This window comes from Acanthopleuribacter pedis (assembly GCF_017377855.1).
Lineage (GTDB): Bacteria > Acidobacteriota > Holophagae > Acanthopleuribacterales > Acanthopleuribacteraceae > Acanthopleuribacter > Acanthopleuribacter pedis.
On sequence record NZ_JAFREP010000021.1, the window covers coordinates 100,236 to 122,816 of the forward strand.

At 54.5% G+C, this 22,581-nt stretch carries 7 protein-coding genes; 5 read left to right on the forward strand and 2 right to left on the reverse strand.

Annotation, left to right across the window (positions count from 1 at the left end; genetic code table 11):
- Nucleotides 1-6 precede the first annotated feature (6 nt).
- Complete coding sequence (locus J3U88_RS21460; protein ID WP_207861032.1) at nt 7-768, forward strand: alpha/beta hydrolase family protein; 762 nt, start codon at nt 7-9, stop codon at nt 766-768.
- 27 nt (nt 769-795) lie between these two features.
- Here J3U88_RS21460 and J3U88_RS21465 read toward each other — a convergent pair whose 3' ends face one another.
- Complete coding sequence (locus tag J3U88_RS21465; RefSeq protein WP_207861033.1) at nt 796-2,883, reverse strand: putative bifunctional diguanylate cyclase/phosphodiesterase; 2,088 nt, start codon at nt 2,881-2,883, stop codon at nt 796-798.
- A gap of 913 nt (nt 2,884-3,796) precedes the next feature.
- Between J3U88_RS21465 and J3U88_RS21470 the strand changes: the two genes are divergently transcribed.
- From J3U88_RS21470 to J3U88_RS21485, 4 genes are all read left to right on the forward strand, one after another.
- Nucleotides 3,797-9,730: a hypothetical protein gene (locus tag J3U88_RS21470; RefSeq protein WP_207861034.1), complete on the forward strand. Its 5,934-nt coding sequence runs from the start codon at nt 3,797-3,799 to the stop codon at nt 9,728-9,730.
- 2,743 nt (nt 9,731-12,473) lie between these two features.
- Entirely contained in the window at nt 12,474-19,856 is a 7,383-nt protein-coding gene (locus J3U88_RS21475) for an RHS repeat-associated core domain-containing protein (RefSeq protein ID WP_207861035.1), read from the forward strand.
- A 9-nt stretch (nt 19,857-19,865) separates the two neighbouring features.
- On the forward strand, nt 19,866-20,336 hold the full coding sequence (locus tag J3U88_RS21480; RefSeq protein WP_207861036.1) for a hypothetical protein: 471 nt from the start codon (nt 19,866-19,868) through the stop codon (nt 20,334-20,336).
- A 76-nt stretch (nt 20,337-20,412) separates the two neighbouring features.
- Entirely contained in the window at nt 20,413-21,426 is a 1,014-nt protein-coding gene (locus tag J3U88_RS21485; RefSeq protein WP_207861082.1) for a zinc-dependent peptidase, read from the forward strand.
- Between the two features lie 85 nt (nt 21,427-21,511).
- Here the strand turns inward: J3U88_RS21485 and J3U88_RS21490 are convergent, their stop codons facing one another.
- A complete protein-coding gene (locus tag J3U88_RS21490; protein ID WP_207861037.1) occupies nt 21,512-22,579 on the reverse strand; it encodes a hypothetical protein in 1,068 nt (355 codons plus the stop codon).
- Nucleotides 22,580-22,581: the final 2 nt, after the last annotated feature.

A 22,581-nucleotide genomic window follows, 5' to 3' on the forward strand; every position in this document is an offset into this window, starting at 1 on the left:
GACTGAATGAAATCAGAGAAAATCACCTTCCCCAATACCCAAGGCCACCAATTGGCGGCCCGAGTCGACCTGCCCGATTCGGGTGCGGTGCGCGCCTCCGCGCTGTTCGCTCACTGTTTTACCTGTTCCAAAAACTTATTGGCCGTCTCACACATCGCGCGTGCATTAACCGCACAGGGCATCGCCGTTTTTCGCTTTGACTTCACCGGGCTCGGGGACAGCGAGGGCGATTTTGCGGCGACCAACTTTTCCACCAACCTGTTGGATTTGGCGGAAGCGGCCAGACATATGGCCGATATCCATCGTGCCCCCCAAATCCTGATCGGTCATTCTTTGGGCGGCGCCGCCGTCATTCGAGTAGCCAAAAAACTCGAATCCGTTCGCGCCGTGGTCACCATCGGCGCCCCGGCCGATCCACAACACGTCGCCCACTTGGTTGGATCGAAAGAACAGTCCATTCGAAACGCGGGCGAAGCCGAGGTCCATATTGGTGGGCGCCCCTTCACCATTCGACGTCAATTCCTGGATGACCTGGCGCAACAAGACACCATTGAACGAATCGGGCGATTGGGCAAAGCATTGTTGGTTTGCCACGCGCCGATGGACAATACGGTCGGCATCGAAAACGCGGCGGCAATCTTCGGCGCGGCCAAACATCCCAAAAGCTTCCTAAGCTTGGACCAGGCCGACCACCTACTGAGCAAAAAAGACGATGCAGTATACGTCGGCAAGATGATCGCCGCATGGGCGGAACGCTATGTCGATTAACCCACAAGCAGCCTTCGATCAGTCTGGTTAAAAAGAGAAACCGAGACCGTCAAGGGTCGTCTCGTTCTGAGCCAAATGGCGACGCACAAAAGCTTCAAACTGATCGGGGGGCAGGGGTTTGGCGAAGTGGTAGCCCTGAATTTCATCGCACTGGAAAGCGCGCAGGATAATGAGGTGCTCGCGGGTTTCGACCCCCTCGGCGATCACTTCCATGTTGAACTTATGTGCCAACGAGATGATGGTGGAACACAAAGCGGCATCGCGGCTGTCGCTGGTAAGGTCCATGACAAAAGCACGGTCGATTTTTAAGGTATCCAGGGGGAACTTTTTCAAATAACTTAAGGAAGAGTAGCCTGTGCCAAAGTCGTCGAGGGCAACCTTGCAGCCCAATCGGCCGAAGGCCTGGAGCGTTTTTGACGTTTGTTCGGGATCCTCGACAAAAATGCTTTCGGTAAGCTCGAGTTCCAAATATTCGGCGGGCAGCCCGGTTTCGCCCAGAATGTGTTCCACGGTGTTCACCAGATTTCGGGCACGAAATTGCCGTTCGGACAGGTTTACCGATACCCTTAGAGGTCCCAAGCCCTTTTGGATCAAGTCTTGGGTGAACAAACAGGCTTCGCGCAAAACCCATTCGCCAATCGGCAAGATCAGGTCGGTTTCCTCGGCTACCGGAATAAACTCACCGGGCGAGATCATTCGCCCCTCGTTTTCCCATCGGATGAGCGCTTCCATCCCGGAAATACTGCCGGTTTCCAGACACAGCTGGGGTTGATAAAACACCCGAAACTCATTTCGATCAAGCGCGGAACGTAACTTGACCTCCAGTTCAAGCATTTGGCGGCTAACCCCGTCCATATCGGGATTGTACAGTTCAGAGTGGCCGGATCCGAGCCGGCGAGCATATTTCATGGCGGTTTGGGCCCGCCGCAGCAACTCCTCCGTATTGTGGGTTTCCCCGGTGACCTGGGCGATGCCGATACTCGCCTTGGTAAAAACATCGGTTTCAGCGAGATGAAAAGGGGCGATCAATTGAAGGTGAATTTGGTTGGCGACGGCCAGCCCGTGCGATGCGTCCTGAAAGTCCTCAACCAGTACCACAAAACTGTCGCCACCCAGGAAAGCCAGGGTATCACCGTCGCGCAAGCAATGTTCTAATCGTTTGGCAAAAGCAACCAGCACCGTATCAACAATACTGTAACCAAAACCCTCGCTCAGCACCTTGAAACGATCAATATCTATATATAAAAGGCTGTAGCGAACCTGCTGATTGAATTGGGTTCGGGTGACGGCCTGGCTCAAACGTTCCATAAAAAAACCGCGAAAAGGTAAGCCGGTACGGGTATCGTGAATACTGCGATTGGTGAGATCGGTAATCATGCCGGCCAAACGCCGAGAAACCCCTTCCTTGCGTTCGTTGGCCGATCCCCGACACAGTACCCAAATATACTCACCATTCGCGGCACGGATTCGGTATTGGTACTCCAGATTTTCGGTAACCCCTTCCAAATGCAAAGCAAGTTTTGATCGAAGCGCGTCGCGATCATCCGGGTGAACCCGTTCAAACCAGTCTTCTTGACTGCGCAAATAAACATCGGGCGGAAGCTGTAAAAGGTGCCGCCATTCTTCGCTAAAATAAATTTCACCGGAATCAAGATCCCAATCAAACAAGCCGTCGTTGGTACCGCGTGCCGCCAGTAAATAACGCTGCATATCGTCGCGGACTTTATCAAACTGGGTACGGGTCTCTATCGCTAAACACAACTTGGCACGGATAAAAGAGAAATCGTAGGGGAAAAAGAAAATATCCGAGGCACCCGCTTGTAAAGCCGCTACCCCCTGAGCGCGCAAGGGTTCCGCCGCTAGAACAAAAATAGGCAAATCCTCTCGGGTCTTTTCGTTGCGGACTTGTTGGAGGGTTTCAATCACGGGCTGGTCTTCCCGTCCCCACAGAAAAACGGCCGCGGAATAATTTCTCGACACCAACAACAGCCCTGCAACTTCCCAATCCCGCGGGCATTCAAAATGAAAACCAGGCTCCAACAAGGACTGTAGATCATCCTGGGAAACGCCGTCATGTTCGCCGACCTGGAGCAGGGTTTTGGGTGAATGGAACAAAAGCCGCCCGCCTTCCGATACAAAGATCTTTCAGGATTGCTATCGGCACGGGCACGCGATGTATCAAGTAACAATCTGGTGGGCAGGCGGTGAGACGGGGCACCTTCCTGGACTTAAGCAGGGCTAACGCGCGGAGATTACGACGAAACCCGTGGGTGGCAATAGCCCGTAAAAAGCTCACAGCTCGCAACGGGTATGGTCGTGCGCGACCCGGTACCCTTTCTCCAAACCATTTCGCTCCAGATCTTTTGCTCCCCCTCTCGGTTCAGTTCCGCTTCGGTTAGACACACATGGGCTTTCACCTAAGAAGCGCGATAACTCGCGGCGATTTTGGCTAAACCTCTGGGCTGCAACGGTCTGTGAAAATGCTCACCGCACCCAATGGGTGCGCTTCCGCTTTCCCCAAACCATTTCGCTCCAGATCTTTAGCCAAAATCCCTCGCTCTTATCGCGCTTCTTAGGTTTCATCATTCGGCCCCCCGGCGCAAGGGATTTTCGCCCCGGGCCGGCGCGCCCCGCGTCCCCACATCAGGGTGAACGATTAAACAGCCGCCGTGGTTCCTTCCACCCTGAACCGGAGGGGTGCCGCGCAGTTTGGCAGGCATCATCCCATGCGGCGCTCACAAAAAGATCATCACATCAATAAACTTCTGAAAATCCACGGTTTTCCCTCGTATTCGAATTATGTGGAGAAACCAATCACAAACTTTCTGAATTGATTTATTTTTTATCTTCGTTTAAGATCCTGGTCGTGTTTGCCATATACGGCGTATTTCGTCGTTTGCCCAGCCGGTACCCCGGCATATCCCCGTAAACGTATTTTTCGCATATGAAATCCACATTGCCCACCGCGGTTCGCTGTCGCCGGATAAGGGTGTGTCTTTTTATGTGACCTAACCTATGGAGAACCTTTATGTTTTCTCGCCTCTGTCGCGGGCCGGCATTTATTGCCCTAGCCCTCCTTCCGCTTTACGCGCAAACGACCGGTGCCACCGCACCGGAAGTGACCCAGTTCGAGCCGGTTGACATCACCGACCTGGTGAATCTTTCCTCGGGAGACTTTCAGTATGCCTTACCGGTCGGCGACCTGCCCGGCGCACCCGGCGGATCCTTTCCCTTGTCGTTGAATTACAAGGCGGGTATTCGTTTGGCGCAGGAAGCAAGTTGGGTCGGTTTGGGTTGGAACCTGCAGCCTGGCTCCATTTCCCGCGCGGTTCGGGCCTATCCCGATGACTACCGCGCGGCGCCGATCCTCACCTCGGAAGTCACCAACTCCACCTACAGCTATTCCGTGGGGATTGGATTTAAGGGCGGCAACGTGGGCGTGAACTGGGACAACCACGGTGGCTTTGGCGGCCAGGTCGGCTACAGCCTCGGCCAATCGGGCGTCAACGCCCAATTGGGTTTTGGCCGGGACGGGAAAGGCAACACTTACGGCTCCTGGTCGGCAAGTTACTCGGGGAGCATCGGCGAGACGGGGATGGGTTTCTCCGCGTCCGTCGGCAGTGACGGCGCGGGTTTGTCGCTCAGCCACGCGGACAGCGGGACCAGTATTAGCTCATCCGGGAACGTGGGCATTCAAGGCGTGACCGTCCACCGTCCCAACACCCAGTATTCGCCATATATCACCAAACAGAGCGGTGGTTCGGCCTCGTTGCTCGGCATGAATTTGGGCATTTTTAAATCACGTGCCTACCGCCGCTCGGCCTCTCACGCCTATGGCTACCTTCACATGGACAGGGTCGGTCGCGAGGTGTCCGGCGCCCACACACCACGCTTAAACGGGACCGGCAAAAACACCGTGATCGCCTCGGAAGTCGGCGTGCTGGGCATCCCCGCCGAAATTAAAGCGGAGAAAGTACTGAACCATTCCGATTTGGACCGAACTTATACCGATGCCACCGGGAATAACATTTCACTCGATACGTTTTACCAAGATTTTAACGCCGCCTACATTGCCCCCTACCAGGAAGGCGAAGACCGCGACGCACTCAACCAAGCAAACGCACTGCAGGCCAACTACCTCACCGGTAGTTTCGACCTGTACTCCGTTGCGGCGCCCGGTTTGTCCGGCGTTGCCAAGCCGGTTTACCAAAAACGCGGCCTGTTGTTACCACCCGAAAACAGCACCACTTCCCTTCCCAACACCGGGTTCTTCCAGTTCCACCCTTACCGCAACTTGATGGTCGCCTTGGAAGAGGGCCGTCTGGCCAACTGGCCGGAGGTCGTTCGCGATTATTTTCATGAAGACGATTGGCACCATTTCGAGACCACCTCGTTCGCCGGAAAAGGCCCGGACAACATGGTCTTTTTGAACGATCCCGCCTTGGCCGAGGATCATGACCCCTACAACTTGCGCGGCACCATGAGCGACCAGCAGATCAAACGGTGGCGACACTACCGCCGCCATCATCAATCGCAACGGATTCGTTACCACCTCGACGATCAGGGTCGCATCGAACGCATCACCGTCGTGAAAAACGACGGCATTCGTTATGTCTTCGGGGTCATGCGCGACAACCACGGCCTGGTTACGGCCGGCGCCGCCCCGCGCAACTACGAGGAAGAACGTCATTCACGCACCACGGAAAGCCTCGATCCGGCCGGGCCTGAGCGCAAGAGCGTCGAACGAATGACACAACCCTATGCCTACGCTTGGTATTTGGCCGCGGTGACCAGCCCCGATTTTGTGGACAGGCACCCCCACGGACACTACGGTCCCGAGGATTTCGGCGATTACATTACCTTCCAATACGGCTTGGCCAACCCCTCGTTTAATTGGCTCAACCCCTTTCCCAGTACCGGTGAACCCGGCGACGGGGAAGCCGACTTCAATTTCAACGGACGTGACCGCACCGAGGGTTATTTTTCGTTTGAAAGGAGTCGCGGATCAAAAGACCTCTACGTACCCCTTTTCGCAAAAACGCGCACCCACCTGGCCGCCTTTGATTACAGTGCAAACCGCACGGATAACCGCGGTGCAACCTGGGACAAAAACGCAACACCGCCGCAAGCGATTGAACGACCTTATTACCGTTTTCGGCCGGGGCATTACCAAATGCTGGATAGCAGCCTCAGCGATGAGGCCGGCAATCCCCATCCCCTGATCAGCCAAATCGAGAACTGGGCTTCGTCACGCGTTACCCTTTCCGAGGGTCATCTGGTCCTTTTCCGACCCGGAACCGCCCACTTAATCGGCCTGACCGAATCCGGCCAAAGCATGCCGGTCACGCTTTCAGACGGCAGGCAACCGGGCATGATTTACCTGGGCACTTTGCCCTACACCCACGGTGACCTGTTTTATGTGTACAGTTGCGCGGTGTTCGATGGAAACCCATGTAATTTCAATTCGATCACCGCCGACGTCTCGGCGACACGACCCGGACAGCTCAATGGCTCGGTGAAACTGGATCGCATCCGTATTTACGGTCGATCCACCAAAAACAACGCCTTGTTCACCACGGCTTACGGTCAAACCCTTGACCTACAGACCTTTAATCAGTACCAAGAAACAGTTCTCGGCGAAGAATATCTGCGAAAAACCGATTTCACCTACACCTATGAGTTGGGTCATTTGGTTCCGAACTCGGCCAATGGCGGGCGGTTGAGCTTAACCCAGGTTCAATTCAGTGGCGTCGGCAGCACGAGCAACCCCTTCAAGTTTGGCTATTATATCGACAAAACCGCCGCGACCCATCCAACCGGTTACCAGGGTGCCTATTACCAAAAAGACCCTTGGGGTTTTCCATCTCCCGAAAGCAGTCGCTTCCGCAGCTTGGTCTCGCCGCGAACCTTTATGGACGGTGATGTGACGGTCCCTATCCAAGCCAATTTCAGTTTGAAAAGCATTCAAACCCCGGTTGGCACTGAAATATCCCTGCAATACGAAAGTGACCGCTACAGCCGCGCCCAGGATCGCCTGGCGGTAAACGCCCGTGTTTCACCAAGCGACCCCGTCGGCGTGCTTCAGCAAAACGCGGGCGGGATGATCCACTGGCAGGCAGACATCGAAACATTGGTCGGCACGCGCCTCAACCCTAAATCCTTTCGCGAGGTACGCGATGCCTTATCGGGCATTCCGCTTGACTGGAGCCGTGCCACCGGCGCCTACCCCGGCCAGGTCATTGTTTTTGCGCGCGGCATGTCGATTCCCGAGGACTGCACCTGGATCGATGCATCAGGTACCTGCCGTCCCCCTACCGCCGAATACCCTTCACCCAACATTCACCGCTTTGTGGTGCCGCTGGATGTGCCCGCAAGCCCCACCATGGCCGCGGCACACAACAGCTTGGACGAGCTGGCGCGATGGTTGGTCACCGAGACGGCTCACCCGGACGGACGGGTCATGGGCTTGGCCGTGTGGGCGATTCCCGAACAGAACGGGCAACCGATTCCCTACCAAGCGGGTTTAAGCCAAAATCCCGATCTGTCCGTGGGCGAGTTCGGCGGCGGTCTGCGTGTTTCCCAAATGAAAACAGCACCCCTCGCTTGGCCTGGCAACGCGACCGAACCACCTGCCGATCAAGTTCGGCTGCTGCGTTACAGCTACACATCCGCCGCGGACGGTCTCGATTCGGGTACCATCTTCAGCGATCCCAGCGCCTTCCGCTATGGGATCGGTGGTGATCAGCGATTGATCGTCTCAAATGCGCATCCCTACTACAACATGCCCGGCAGTGAAATCGTGTACGGTGAAGTCACGGTCTCGACCCACAACAACGCCGGTCAGCCCTTGGGCGGAAGCACCCGCTATCGGTTCATCACCGCCTCAGAACAGCAGGTCATCAAACCCTTTAACCACGCGGATCCGACCAACGGGCATTACAGCAATTATCAAGAACGGATTGATGAACACCAAATCGGCACCACCTTCTGGTGGCGCGATCCCAGCATCACCGAGCGAACCCGCTACGAAAACACGGAAGTAACCGCGGGCGTCGCCCTGTCACACGCTGTGAATCCGATGTTCCGCTGGAAGTTACGCCGCAACAGCGAGGGTAACCTGGATGTGAGCAACCCCTTCGAAATCGCGGGCCACAACTATGAATCCCCCGTGGGTTTCCTGTTGCGGTATTCGGCCGATGCTCTGGTGATCAACAACAGCAGCTTGATCGGAAAATTGCAGGAACAAACAACCCTCGATGCCGAGGGGCGACCCGTTCAGGAGACCTTGTACGAATTCCGGCCCAGCTTCACGCTGGACGGAAACGGTCCAACGGTTGCGCGCTTCACAAGAGGAAGCGACGGTCGCTTGGCGGCCACCACACCCCAAGCCGCCTTTGATAGCAATGCGTCTAACTTAAATGGATACCAACCGCTCACCGAACCCTTTAGCAAGCGCCTGTCTCAAGGGGTTCATACCGAGAAAAGCCAAGCGTTGGTCATCGCGCGTGCGGATGGCGACGGTTACTTCTACAATGTGGGCATTCGCGCACAAGATGAAGTATGGAACCAGTTTGTGCAGTACCGGACCACGGTTCGTCACCACGAACCCCTGGGTAATCGCACCAAGGTGGTGCGTGCCCGAAAGGAAATGCTGGCTTACGACTACAGTAGCGGGAATCCGATGTTGGTGGAGACGACCTCGGTCAATGGCGACGGCAGTCCCATGTACCGTTACGAATGGATGATTCCGGCCCACGAGGTTTGGGACACCAATGGAAGCCTTGACGGCATGAAAAGCACAAACATGCTGAATCAAAAAGGTTATGTGTTGACAGCCGAAAGCCGTGTTCGTTTGCATGACCAATTCGATGCGGGCTGGACAACCCGTCTCGCGGGCAATGATGTACAGGTTTTGGGTGCCAACGTAGGCCATTGGCGAAACAATGGTTACCCAAATCGTGCCGCCGCATGGTTTAAAGACGCGAACCTCTCGTTTTTCCACACCAACACGGACAACAGCAGCAACGGTTGGGCCGTCATCCCGGACCAACGACAGGCCGGTTTCATCAAAGACACCCAGTACCTTTACGATGGCAGCGGTGCGCCGGACGGCCGATGGGAGATCAGCGGACAAAACACGGTTTGGAACAGCCATGGCCAGGTGCTGGAGTACCGAGACCGCTTGGGTAATTTCAACAGCGCGGTGTACGACAGCAGTGGAACCTTCCTCAAGGCGAGTTTCACCCATGCACGACGTGATGAAGTTTACTACGAAGACTTCGAACACTGGGCCGACAATCCGACGAACACCTATCCACCCAAATCGCAGATACCTAGCGGTTTATCGCTTACCGGCTGGACCACGGAACAAGATGACATGAGCAACCTAAACCACAGAATGTCACGCTCTTATACAGGTCGTTATGGAGCCAGGGGATCATTGAACATATCCTTTATTCCGGGTGAAGGAAGGCCGGCTGATCAGCCACCACCTACAGCGCAAACTTATTGGTTGCGACTCTATGCGAAGCCCGGGACCGGCCACGGACAGCACCATCTCGTCATCAACGGGTTAACCATTCCTTTGGTCAATTCACAACCAAGAGCAGAGCAAGACACGTTTTCTGTTTCCCGCGTGGATTTTGGTTGGTACATGATCAAAATAAAAATCCCAACTGCTTCACTCGCCAATCTCAACATCGCGACGGGTGCAACCAACTGCACGATTGACAATATCGCAATTTACCCGGGTGCAACGACTGGAAAAGCGCGTAGCTCGGTTGCCCACTACGATTACCATTCGGCGACGAGACAGATTACGGCCATGACAGACGCCAGAGGCCGCACCGCTCGTTTTCAATACAACAAACAAGGCCAACTGGTACGCGTTATTGATCTGGAAGGTAATCCGAGTAAGGAGCACCATCGTCTGGAATATACGCCCTTGGGTACTACACCCTAATTACCATAAGTATTTTGAGATTCACAAACCATAGCCAGGAATATTCAAAAGGGTTATCAGCATGTTAAGAATCATGTTCATCTTCTCGCTTCTCACCTCATTGCCTTTGTGGGCAAATAAATCATTTGAGGTCAATTTTGGTTCTACCGAGGACCGTTCCATCGATTCAAATATCAGCGCGCCTGTTGTCATCGAATCGCACATGCTTCGCTATGACGAACAAGTAAACACACCAATCCTTGTTATGTTTGAAGATGCTGACAACCCAAGAACCTACTGGGCAGGTTCTGATTGGACGACAACACCGACACGGTTCAACAGCTCTCACGCAAGCCCCCATCCATTCTGGCGATTCATGGACATTGACCGCATTAGTGATGATACGTGGAATAATAATTCTTTTGGTTTCTACAGGGTGGTGAATGACAGAATCCGAATTACCCTGGCTCAAAATGACCTGACCGAGGCCTTCTGGCAAGGACAACCGTCAAAAAGAATCAAAGTTCGCGTGGGCCATAACCTCAACGGCAACGATCTTTACAGCGACGCGATTGTGACGCTCAACCGAAGGAACCAAACCCGACTTGAAATCGACAAAGAACAGACCGGCTTTAACGTCACCTTGGGTGGAGACGCACAACTCAGGATCAAGGCATCATTAACCTATGATGCCCTGCTGGAACCTGAAAAAGTATCTTACCGATTACACCGCCAAAGGATCACGGAAACGGCGTACTGGAATCGCTCTGGATGGAGCAATACAACTGAATGGCGGCCGTTAACCGATGCCAACCAAAGTAACGGCGATCTATTCCAGGCCAGACAGGCTAACTCGGATGATGACTTGGCCAATCTGGAAATGACCCAAACCGATTTCATTCAAGCATTTTGGAACCAGCCCGAATGGCGCTACTACTTGGCGCTGCGTTACGATGGCGCCAACACGCCCATTGAATCCGAACCCGTTCTGCTTCGTTTTGAAATTGTACCGCCGGCACCGGTTCCCGATCTTGAATTTAAGCCGGGTAATCCGCCGAAGATATCCTGGAATGGATCACCGAACTATAACTCGGAGATCGTGAAACAAGCTTTTGCGGTTGCCATTCAAAAACTAGAGGATGGAACTTGGCTTAACGAAGATTGGCGCAATCCCATCCATTGGTATACAACCGAAGAACAGGACCTTAGCATCCTCAATTTAGATTATGAAACAACCTATCGCGCGATTGTCTACAGTATTTTTTATACGCGTATTAGTGCGGATCCTGATCCAAACGAACCCAGCCAAGCCCCTACCGGGGTTCGTCCCGAGGATATTGAGCAATTTAAGTTTGCGAACGAAGCCCCTGCTATAGAATTTCGGTTGAGCAAACCCGCGCTGCCCAACATCGATGCCTACACGGACCTAGAGATTGCGCCCATCGATACCTACCACCTGACAAACCGATTACCCCACTTCCAAATCGAACGGACCGGAAATACCCCGATCCGCGGCCAGTGGTACGTTGGCCTTAAAGATGAAACGGGTGAATGGCTCGACCCAATTTGGCACCAAAGGCCGGAACCCCAGGTGTACGTCCCCATGAAAAACGGCATGGTTTACGATGTCTACCTTCAAAACGAATATTTGGATCGACGAACCCCGGTGCAACACATGGGCCAGGTCCGATTTCTTGATGATAAGGTTATTGGCACAGATAGGTACAATACTGATCCAAGCACAATTACTCCTACATCAACAGTCACCTTTGACTTAATCGGACTAACACAAGAGCCAGATCAGAATGAAATATTTATAAAGCTAGCTTACACTACGTCAGTACGCGATCCTTACAACTCTAACTCATCTCAGAGAAGAGAGAGGATCTTCAACGGAACTCGTTTTTTGAGTCCATATAAATCATCTGATTTCCCTCTAATGACTCTCGATAAAATAAAAAAGTTTTCAATTTTCCATGGATCGAAACTTGAAAAAATCTCAAATACTCACTATCGAGTTCATATCAACTTCACTAATTTGATGTTTCACAACTACGACCTTTTAAACGCTACACATACCACACCTACAGAACTTGAGATCACCTACAAAGACATTAAAACCCATAAGCAAGTTGTCATACCATATGAGAATTATATTATTGCACGACCGACTTATTTAATTGAAGAAGACAGTGCACATTTTCTTTTTGACAATACACCTTTCTTAATAGGTGATAAAACTATCGAATGGCTTTGGCAAGACATAGATACCGAAGAATATTGGGACGGGCACCGCTGGCTACCAGCTAATGATATCCCTCCCTGGAGTAGAATCCCTTGGAGCAGCAGCAACTCAAATTTTTGGCCCTATATCAACTTTGGACCATTCAAAAATGGTTTTGCCGCTATCTACGATCCATCGTTCATTCGTTCGAACTTCATAGATGGCTTCAAAACTAGAAAACTAAAAGTCTTTTTTCGTTCTTCGGAAATTTCCATTAATCAGTTTTCAACTAGTTCGCTCGCTTTTTCCATTCAACCCTACGACAAAACACTGACAGCAGATATTTCATCGACAAAATGGGGGTTTCAGCACCAATCTTCAGAAACTAGCCTTTTCCTTCGAAAGTCAGATAAACCGCCAATACCTGAAAACACCATTGCTGGCATTGAAAACGAGAATGACACCTACCACACTGTTGAACTTAAAAACAACAAACACTTAGTTTTCACCATTTACAAAAAAGAAACAACGGGCAACACCGTGACTTACGCCAAATGGTTACGCAGTAACCTTATCTCTTTAAAGAAATCAAACAATCAATTCACATCGTCCTTTGTACATGACACGCTTACCCGACTCCTTTACGAGGGCGACGTAAACACCGTTAACATCACGGACAAAGAGAATCCCTACTATTTAACGGCTTCGATTGTGGCTTATGATGATCTGGACCCAAGTGGGATCACCTCGGGCTGGCCTGCTTACCCCCAAGATCTTCCTCCCGATTGGGATATCAACATTTCCATTAATGGCATCCACCTTCCGTTGCTGACCCGTGACCAAGCGCTGAATTATGACGGCTCGGTTGGGATCCCCATTCATTATCGCCTTTTTGGCGAACTTGATATCCAGGGCATCGACCTCGCCCGCGACCCGGAAAGCGATCCCGTTCTTTTTTCCTTCCCGGAAAACCTGAATGCAACGGCATGGGTCAGTAAGGGCGATATCCTTAAAGCACGGGTCGCTGACGTTTATGGCAATGACAATCCCGAACGCTTCAACCCAACCTGGGAAATCTTTCGCTGGGACGCTGCTTCCCAAGATTGGACACTGGTTGAGCGTCGCATTGATGTGGACACCTTTCAGTTCGATCAAACCTATATCGCCGGAATCCCCTACCGGGTCATCTATTCCGTTCGTGACGCCTACGGCTTTACCGAACAGATGGTTCAAGATTTTGGGTTTGTCCGTGATCTCAGTAACATCACCGCCACCTTCCAGCTATCCCTTCGAAATGTTTCCGCGGATGAACGCAAGTTCATGCGCGTCAAGCTTCGCGAATCAAGCAACTTCACCACCCAACTTTTCGGGGGCGAAAATTCAGAAGGCTTCAAAATATCCGTTACCGACCTAGAACAGGACATCTACAACGAAAACGGTATCGAAAAGACGGTTCCCTACCCCGGCCTTGACCTTCGCTTTACCGTTCGAAACCATCTCCCCGAATCAGGTAGAACGTTCACAAGGTACAACCAAACCGGTTGGCAATTCACCAGCTATAACTGGATCGGTGAATGCGATTATATGCGCGTATCTCAAACCGAGACGCCAAGACCAGAACCTGACCTTGCTCCTTTCCCCGTGGAGATGTGGAACTTTGTGGTAACCGATACTTGGACCGGTCGTGAGCACGCCTTTGACGTCGCCAACACCTTAAGCGTTACCTACGATGGATTATTTGAGTGCGAAACCAATGATCCATTACCTAGCAGCACCATCATCCCGGTAACCAAAGAGGAACCTTGGTATTACTCAGATGACCAAGTCGCCGATTTCGTCATCGAAACAGAGGCCATCCTCAACCACACTACCTACCAAGCCAACCCGGCTAATTTCACACTTCAAGTGGTCATCGAACCTGAATTAAACACCGATGAAACCCAAATTTTGGTTAATACCCCGCTGCACGCGTACCTAGCAGCTACCGGCCAATCCTTTGAAACATTCGATGTGAACCTCAACCATATTGCAACCGGTCGCCTTCGTATTCAGTTCAATGCCATCGAACCGAAGCCCGGAAATACACAAGAAGTCCCCACCCAATGGCGCGATACCTTTGTCACGGCAAAGATGTTGAACCCCAATACGAAAGATACGATCACCCGTCGCTTTCGCTTCTACATCGTCAACAGCACTTCCAACGAAGTCCTGACCTCGTCCGATAATTACCGTGGTGACGGCTTCCCCATCACCCTCAGCTACGGCAGTCCACCCGAGACACTGGGCATTTCCCAATTAAGCTTCCGGTCGGTGAACAAAGAACGGGTTCTTTTTCGTGACGACGTAAACGAAACGGCAACCTTCATCCAGGAAGTAACGCCCAATAGCGACCTAAACGTCGCTATGGTCAACTGGGAGAATTTTTACTGGAAATGGGAGAACGAGGGCGAAGCTTGGGATGGCCAAGCCTGGGTACCCAGCGCGCAGACGGCCGGCGTGCAAATCGGCGCTGCCAACGGCTCCCTGGCCCAAAGCACCGTTACCTACGACAGCGCGGGTAAGCTCATCCGCATCTACGGTCGCATCCCGATCAACACGCTAGGCGAGGCCTTTTGGGCCAAGGGTAACGCGATTCCGGTCGCACTTTCGCTGTCCTACCGTGGTCGGAATGGGACCGTCATCTCGCCCGAAAACACCGCCGAACGCCAACGCTACACCACCCAGTTCACCCTCTATCGCAACGACAGCACCCTCATCGACGCGCCGCAAAACCTCTCCTCCGGCCTCGGCGTGAACCACGGTTCCGCGCTCGAAACCCTCGCATCCGTCGCCCCCGGCAGCGACCTCGGCCAAGCCCTTGCCGCGGCCTACGCACCGGAACCCTTCACCCTCGCCTCGGAGAATGTGCAGGACCAAGCGCAACACACCTGGGTCCTCGGCAAAGAAGCACTTGCCATCAACGACCTGGCCACCACGCCCAACCTCAACAGCCTCGGAAGCTACGCCTACCTGACGATCCCCTTCACCCCGAATCAAAATCAAAATGAACGCCACCTGGTGTTCCTCGTCCCCTACCCGGAAGCTACCGCGAGCGCCATGCCCTTCACCTACGCCAACCGCCAGGCGACCACACTGAATGCCGCGCAAACTACCTGGCAACAGCAGTACAATGTTTTTTGGCGCAACCAACCCGGCGACAACCTCAACCCCGCCCAATTCCAAATCGTGGTGTTTATCCCAGAAAACGAGTTGGTTCGCAGCCCACTCGCCCCGGTCGACCGCACCTTCCTTCAGAACAACGTCGAACTCCAAATGCCCAACAGCGATGCCTCGAATTTTGGCCAAAGCACGGATCACAACCGCATCGTCACCATCACTTACCCGGATCGCGAGGATCCCAGCCACCGGATCGTGACGGTTCTTTTCAGTGACCTGACCGGTCGCGCCCAGGAAACCCGCACCATGGCGACCAAGGTTTCGGCGGAAATGCGCAACAAGGTGGTGATCTCCGGGGTCACCGAATTTGACAGCCTCGGCCGCCAAACCAAAACCGGGAAAACCTTTTTGGCCGATATCGGTCAAAACCCCTACATCGGCAACGGCAGCCTGCAAAACGCGGCCGCAACCATGCCGCTGGAATTGGCCGCGGCCGGCAGCCGCACCGACACCTTTGCCGCCGGCACCCGCTTCTGGCACACCGGCAACGCCCGTCCCGGCGGCCCCGACAACCTTTCCTACATCGTCCAAAAGGACAGTGCCCCCGTCGTCGAGACCCTTTACGAACAAGACCCAACCCGCGCCCGCGTCCTCGGCACCATTCCCATGGGCGAACAAGCGCGGAGTCAAACCGACCCGCTCCGCTTTGAGCGCTACCACTTTTTCACCATCAGTGCCCAACAGAGCGGCTCGGCCCTGCCCACGCAACGTGACCTGCTCATCGAAAACCTCGAGACCGGCAACAACCTGCTCCCGCTCGACGAAGGCGGCGCCACGGCGCAGCCCGGCCTCAAAGGATCCCTCGCCATCGATCCCAATGGATTGATGAGTATGACCCTGGTCGGCCAAGAAGATCGCAAGCTGTTCGACATCGTCAACCCGGAAGTTTCGATGTTAACCGATTGGGGTTTCGACGTTCGCGTCGGTGAACACCCGGCACGCATTGAGAACCACGTGATCTACCTGCCTTCCGACTACGCGGATCGCCTTGGCACGGTCGCCAACCCCGGCCAAGCGGCCGCCTCAGGGAACTGGCCGAACGACCGCAACCTGGTCACCTTCCACCAGTTCGACCGCAAAGGCCGAATGGTGGCAACCTGGCCACCCCGCGCCTTGAGCCTTCGCAAATCCGCCGGCGGGCCCTGGGCGATTGCGCCAACCGCCTCGGGCGCCAATCTAACGACCCGTTTCGAATACGACGCCCACGACCGCATGATCGCCACCCACGAGCCCGATGCGGGTACAAGCTGGTTCGTCTACGACCGCCACGGCCGCGTCCGTCTCCACCAACAAGGCAACACCGCCGGCGGCACCCTCTGGCGCGAAACGATCTATGATCCCGAGGGGCGCGTGGTCGCGCTGCAAACCCTCGACCTCTCCGCGTTCCCCGGCGGCGCCACCCGCGCATCGCTGCAAAACACTTTGAACCCCAATCAATCCGGCGCCCTCGCCCCGGCCGATTTCGGCCCGCTGGCGAACACCGGTGAACCCATCAACGACAGCTTCGTCGAAACCCTCTACGACGTTTACGACACCTTCAACCGTCGCCAACCCTTTGTACGCCACACGGAAACGGGACCCAGCGCAAGCAACAACGCGTTTTGGCCCAACTTCTTCGACCTCCAAGCCGCTTATCCCTGGGATGAAGACGGGATCCTTTTTGCCGACCCCATCGGGCAAATTGTAGAAACCAACAGCGCCCACAGCGCGGAACGGGTTTATTACGACTTCAAAGGCCGTGCAGTCTGTCGCGTCTACCTGGTTCGCGGCGTGCTGGAACCCCAAATCACCTGGTTGCAATACGACAACCGCGATTTGGTGACGGCCTTCTACAACCAAACCCACCACCAAGGCCTGGGCTTCCAGTACGACGCCTTCGGCCGGCTCGTCCACACCCTCGATCTGACCCCGCTCTCGGATCGCATGCAGATCGCGGTCACCCACCGCCAGGTCGGCGCCGAATTCACCACACCGGTGGCCTCAGCCCACGCGGTGCTCGGACCCCTGATTGATGAAACGGCCAACATCAGCATGGACGAAACCCAACGTACCTTAACCACCTGGACCTACACACCCACCGGCCACATCGACGAGGTGACCTACGGCGACGGCGCCGGCGTTCAAGTGGGCAACCGCTACCGCTACGACGTGCGCGACTGGCTCTACACCCACGACGTCCGGGTCGGGAATCTGCAAACCTATCAAGTCGAATTGGATTACTTCGGGCTCAACGATTGCTTCACCGGCGACTGTGGTCAAAACGGGAACCCGCTAAACGAAGGCGTGCGCCGCATGTTCGACGGCACCATCGCCATCCTCAACGAAACCTACCACCACACAACGGAAGTCGAGGCGCTTGGTTCCGGTTCAGACAGCATCATCAGGCCCCAGGTCCTGCGCCACGAGTTCGGCTACGACGGTATCTACCAACTCACCCACGCCCACCACTCCTGGCCGCAACCCTACAGCCAAACCTACCAATACGACCGCAACGGCAACCGCATTCGTGAAATCCAAAACAACAAACCCTCTTTTGATAGCAACCCGCCGATCTCCACCACGCTCAACCACAGCATCAACGGCAACAACAACCAGCTGACCTACCTCTCCTCCACCAACGGCGGTTACGGCTGGGATCAAATGGCCTTTGGTTACGACAACCTCGGCAACGTCACCACCCTGGAGCACTTCAACTTCACGGGCGGTTTGCAAAACACCTTCAGACAAGACATGGTCTACAACGATCAGCGATTCCCGCAACTTCCCACCCAAATCAACCAGTCCAAACAGAACGAAACCGCGGCCGATGAATTGGACGCGCACAACCGCACCTTCCGCTACGACCACAACGGCGCCCGTGTGTTCCGCCAAATCGGCGCGGGCGCAACGGCAAAAACCACCTTCTTCGTGCCGGCCGGTAACGACAACGCGGTCGAACTGGACGCCTGGGGCCGCGCCAAACGCTATTACCTCTTTAACGGCGAAGAACGGTTCGGCTACAAAAGCAAATACAACACGGGCCTGTATGTCAAAGACCACCTCGGCAGCACCAAAATGGTGCTGGCCGCCAACCGCAACCTTCCCGCCCCAGACCTGACCCAAACCCCGCCCCCCACGGCGACACCCGGGTTAGAAGCGGCGCAACCCCTGGTCGCCATGGCCTTCGAAGGCAACCTGACCAACGAGGGTTTGCTGGCGGACGGCAGCGCGGTCGGTACCGAACGCTATATGTCCCGTGACGGCCGTCGCGCCTTGTGGTTGGAACAGGGCGACCGCATCACGCTCGCCAACGACACGCGCCTGGAACGGCTTAGCCAAGCCTTCAGCCTGGTGCTTTGGGTTTACGATGCGGACGAACGCGACGGCGTGGAAGACTACGCCTCCATGATTTGCGTCGGAACCCAGCGCAGCATCCGTTACAACACGATCAACTTCTACCTCGCCTCCTCCAAACAGCCCGTCCTTCTCGTGGGCGGCGGCGCCGAGGGCTGGCAATATTTGTCCCAGTGGCCGCTGCTACCGCATCGGACCTGGACCCAACTGGCGGTGACCTTCGACGGTCGTTTGGTTCGCTTCTATCAGAACGGCGAAGAAGTCGGCGAGCCCCAAGAGGTGACCTTGCCGGCGCTGTACCCCGCCCAAGACATCGCGCTGGGTGACTGGCCGACCTACGATGGATACCGCATGCACGGTTCGCTGGATCAGGTTGAAATCCACGACCGCGTGCTGGGCCTCGAAGAGATTCGCGCCCACTACAACAACGCCTTCATCTTGCACGACCCCATGGCCGGCACCCAAGAAGCGGTGGCCCAACCCTCGGCCTACAACCAAATCCGCGAGCTTATGGTGATGCGCTTGGGTGATACCGATCCCTACGGCAACACCCTGCGGGAAGAGTACCCGAGCGACACCCCGGAAGACGGCAAGGAGCCCCACCAGTTCACGGGGCAGGAGCGCGAGCACGGCACCGGCTTGACCTACATGGGCGGCCGTTGGTACCATCCCGCCGCGGGCCGCTTCGTGCAAACGGATCCCGCGCGCGAGTTCGTAAATCCCTACAGCTACGCGGCCAACAATCCCCAAAAGTACACGGACCCCACGGGTGAAACGCTTTTCTTTCATAAAAATGTCCCACCCGCGGAACGCGCGTTCTTCTTAAGTGAGCTTCAGAAAATAAGCAATCACAAGCTGGCACTCAAAAATGACCAAATCATAATTGAAAAGTGCGCACAGAATGTAACAAAGCCACAAGGAACACTTCTCTCAGAACGTGTGATTGAATCGCCACATAAAACAATCATTTTACGTGACCCAAACAAAACCGAACTCAAACGCCCAAAACCCGGAAAAGTAAAAAAAGGGAAAGTAGAAAACCGGAAAATATTTTACTGGGCCCCAAACAAGACACCTGGAACCCTAGATGCTACAGCGGACGGCAAAACAGCTTTATCCGAGTACACTCCGATGTTTGTAATTCTTGCACATGAGTTAATTCACGCTGATCGCGACAATCGTGGCGTGTTTTACCCACCCGAAAAAACAACAACAAACACAGTAAACCTTCAAAGCATTAAGAAACCATACGATATCCTCACAAGGATCGAAGAGCTAGCCACAATAGGCATCAAAAACCATAATAAAGAGGGCGACATCACTGAAAATGAAATCCGTAAAGAAAACGGTCTTCTTGACAGAAAAGCTCATTGAGGTTCAAGCATGACTACATATTTTTTCCTTCTGACTTGCTGCTGGTTGTCCTCCAACACGCCACTTTTCATCCATTTGTCCCCAGATCAGCAAAGTCCCTCGTCAAATTACTGGAAAGTAGAAAGAAGTGACTTTAATCTTATCAAAAAAAATTTAAGGACCTTCGTCAAAGAAAATGTCAACCCGAACCACACTATCTTAAAAAACTGGAATGACTACACGATCCAAGTTGTCGGAGCGACTTCATTTGAGAACGAACCTGTGATTTTCATCAACGCCTATTGTGAATCACCAAACAAATCAATCATCGAGTTAAACAAAGATCCAAGAATTAATATTGCACCAATTAATGAGCAAACACAGCTTGTCGATACCGTCGATGGAGGTGCATGTTATTTTAATGTTTGGTTTGATCCCATATCAAAAACCTTCACCGGCTTTACAACCAATGAATGGGGCAAAACCTATCCAGAAAAGTGATTCAGGCAGCTTTCCTGTGCTTTGCCTTTCCGGTGCACTCTGTGTCACCATAGCCGCGCCGGAAAGGAGTTAGGCCGTGCTTGTTGATGCCCATGTTCTTGCCAAGAACCGAACCCAATCACTCAAAATTGCGGGGGCTCTCGCCCTGCCACTGCTCTTCCTCGCCGCTTTTTTCACACAACAACCCGGCGTCGCCGCCACGCTAGCCATCATCGCGGTCGTCCTCGGCGTGGTCGCCTTTCGGCGCTTCACGGCCAGAACGCGCCGTCGTTTTGCCTTGCTCCAACAACCGCTTCCCACTGAAGATATCGGCTTGCTCGAAGAACAGGTTGCCTATTACAACTGCCTCGAACCGGCCGATCAAAAACGCTTCCAGCAGTTGGTGCAGGTCTTTTTGGCAGAAACACCGATCACCGGCATTGATGTCGAAGTGACGCCTCTCCACCGCATCCTGGTCGCGGCGTCCGCGGTGATCCCCATCATGGGCCTGCCCCATTGGGAATACGCCTACCTCAGCGAGGTGCTGCTTTACCCCGCCCATTTCAACGCGGATTACGAAAGCGGTGACGGCGAGGACAACCGTATCCTCGGTCTGGTCCACGGCTCACTCAGCAACGGCGTGGTGATCCTTTCCGCCCCGGCGCTGATCTCCGGGTTCGCCAATCCCCACGACCGTCGCAATGTGGGGATTCACGAGTTCGCCCACATGGTCGACAAACGCGACGGCAGCATCGACGGCGTCGCCGCGGCCCTGCCCCGCGACCTGATCGCGCCCTGGCGCAACCTGATGCGCGAGAAAATGGCGGAAGACCAAAAGGGCCGCGGTGCGATCGACCCCTACGCCCATACCAACGAACAAGAGTTCCTGGCGGTCACCACGGAATACTTTTTCGAGAACCCCGAGCGATTGGCCCGCGAACACCCGCGCGTTTACGCCAAGCTCAGCACATTGTACGGCCAAGACCCGGCCACCTTGCTCACCGAGGAATACCGCTTCCTGCGTCGCAAACCACTGGGCCGCAACGACCCGTGCCCTTGCGGCAGCCGCCGCAAATACAAGCGCTGCTGCCTCCCGAAAAAAAAGGCGTGACCGGGTTCATCCGACGGTAAGTCGGCTTGCCAGTCCCCGACGGCCACGCCTTCTCAATGCCCTGGAGAGCAAGAAACACCTTAATCTAGTGAACGTTTTCCCGGTTGAGATCCTCGATCTGAGCCCAGACGGCCCAACCGCCGAAGCGCTCGTGAACCATGGCCATGATTTCGTTTTTGCCCTTCTTCAGATCGACATAAACCACGTCGTTCAAACCGACAATGCCGAGGTAGGTTTGGTCGTGGGAGCGGAATTCACCAATCCCCCGGAACACCTTTTCGCCATTTACAAACAAATCCACGCGATCACTGTAACCAATCTTGAGCCGAACCCGCTTGGCCTGGTCGGCATTGACCTCGGCCCGCGCCAATACGGTGGCCCAGCCGCGTTCTTTGGCGTGGACTTTGGAAATATTCGCCCAGCCGGGGCCGTCGACGCTCACGGTTTGCCACTTATCGCCGGCCACTTTGCCAGGATATACCTCGGTATCCAGATCCTCGGTTTTGAGCACGGGCGAAAGCTGCCATTGGCGAACGGTTCCCTCGGCAATGGCGACCGTTTCCGCCGGCTCCCCGCCCGCCGCTTCCCGCGGCGTGTATTTAAAATTGGTATACCAAGCATGGCCTTTTGGCGCGGCATTCAACAAAATCCCCCCGCCGTCGCCCTCGTGTTTCAAAGGCATCTTCATGATCTTCTGGCCGTCAATGGTCAGTTCGGCCCAGTCGCCGTGGATGTCCAGCTTCAGACGCATCCATTTCAAAGGAGGCAGGTGCGCGCGTCCGGTGTAGCCGGGGCCGCTGTAAAGCTGCCATTCCACCATGCCTTTGTTGGAGGGCGCATATTGGACGGCGTCGGGTAAGTTATTTTTGTGTGGCCGCACGTAAACGGATTCAAAATCGCCGTCGTCGACCATGCGAAACCGAATCCCGGGGAAACCACGCATGCCGGTCACGGCCAAATCCACCTCAATGGTTCCGTTCCGCATGGCAACGTCCTTGAGTCGCACGGCGCCGGAGATGGCGGAGCGCCCCAAAAAGTCCCCGGCAATCGCATCGACATTCTCCCAGTGTTCTTCGTCGAAGGGCACCTCGCCGGCACTCAGCGAACCCATCATCAACAGAGAAATCAAACCCACACACAACCATCGTTTCATCG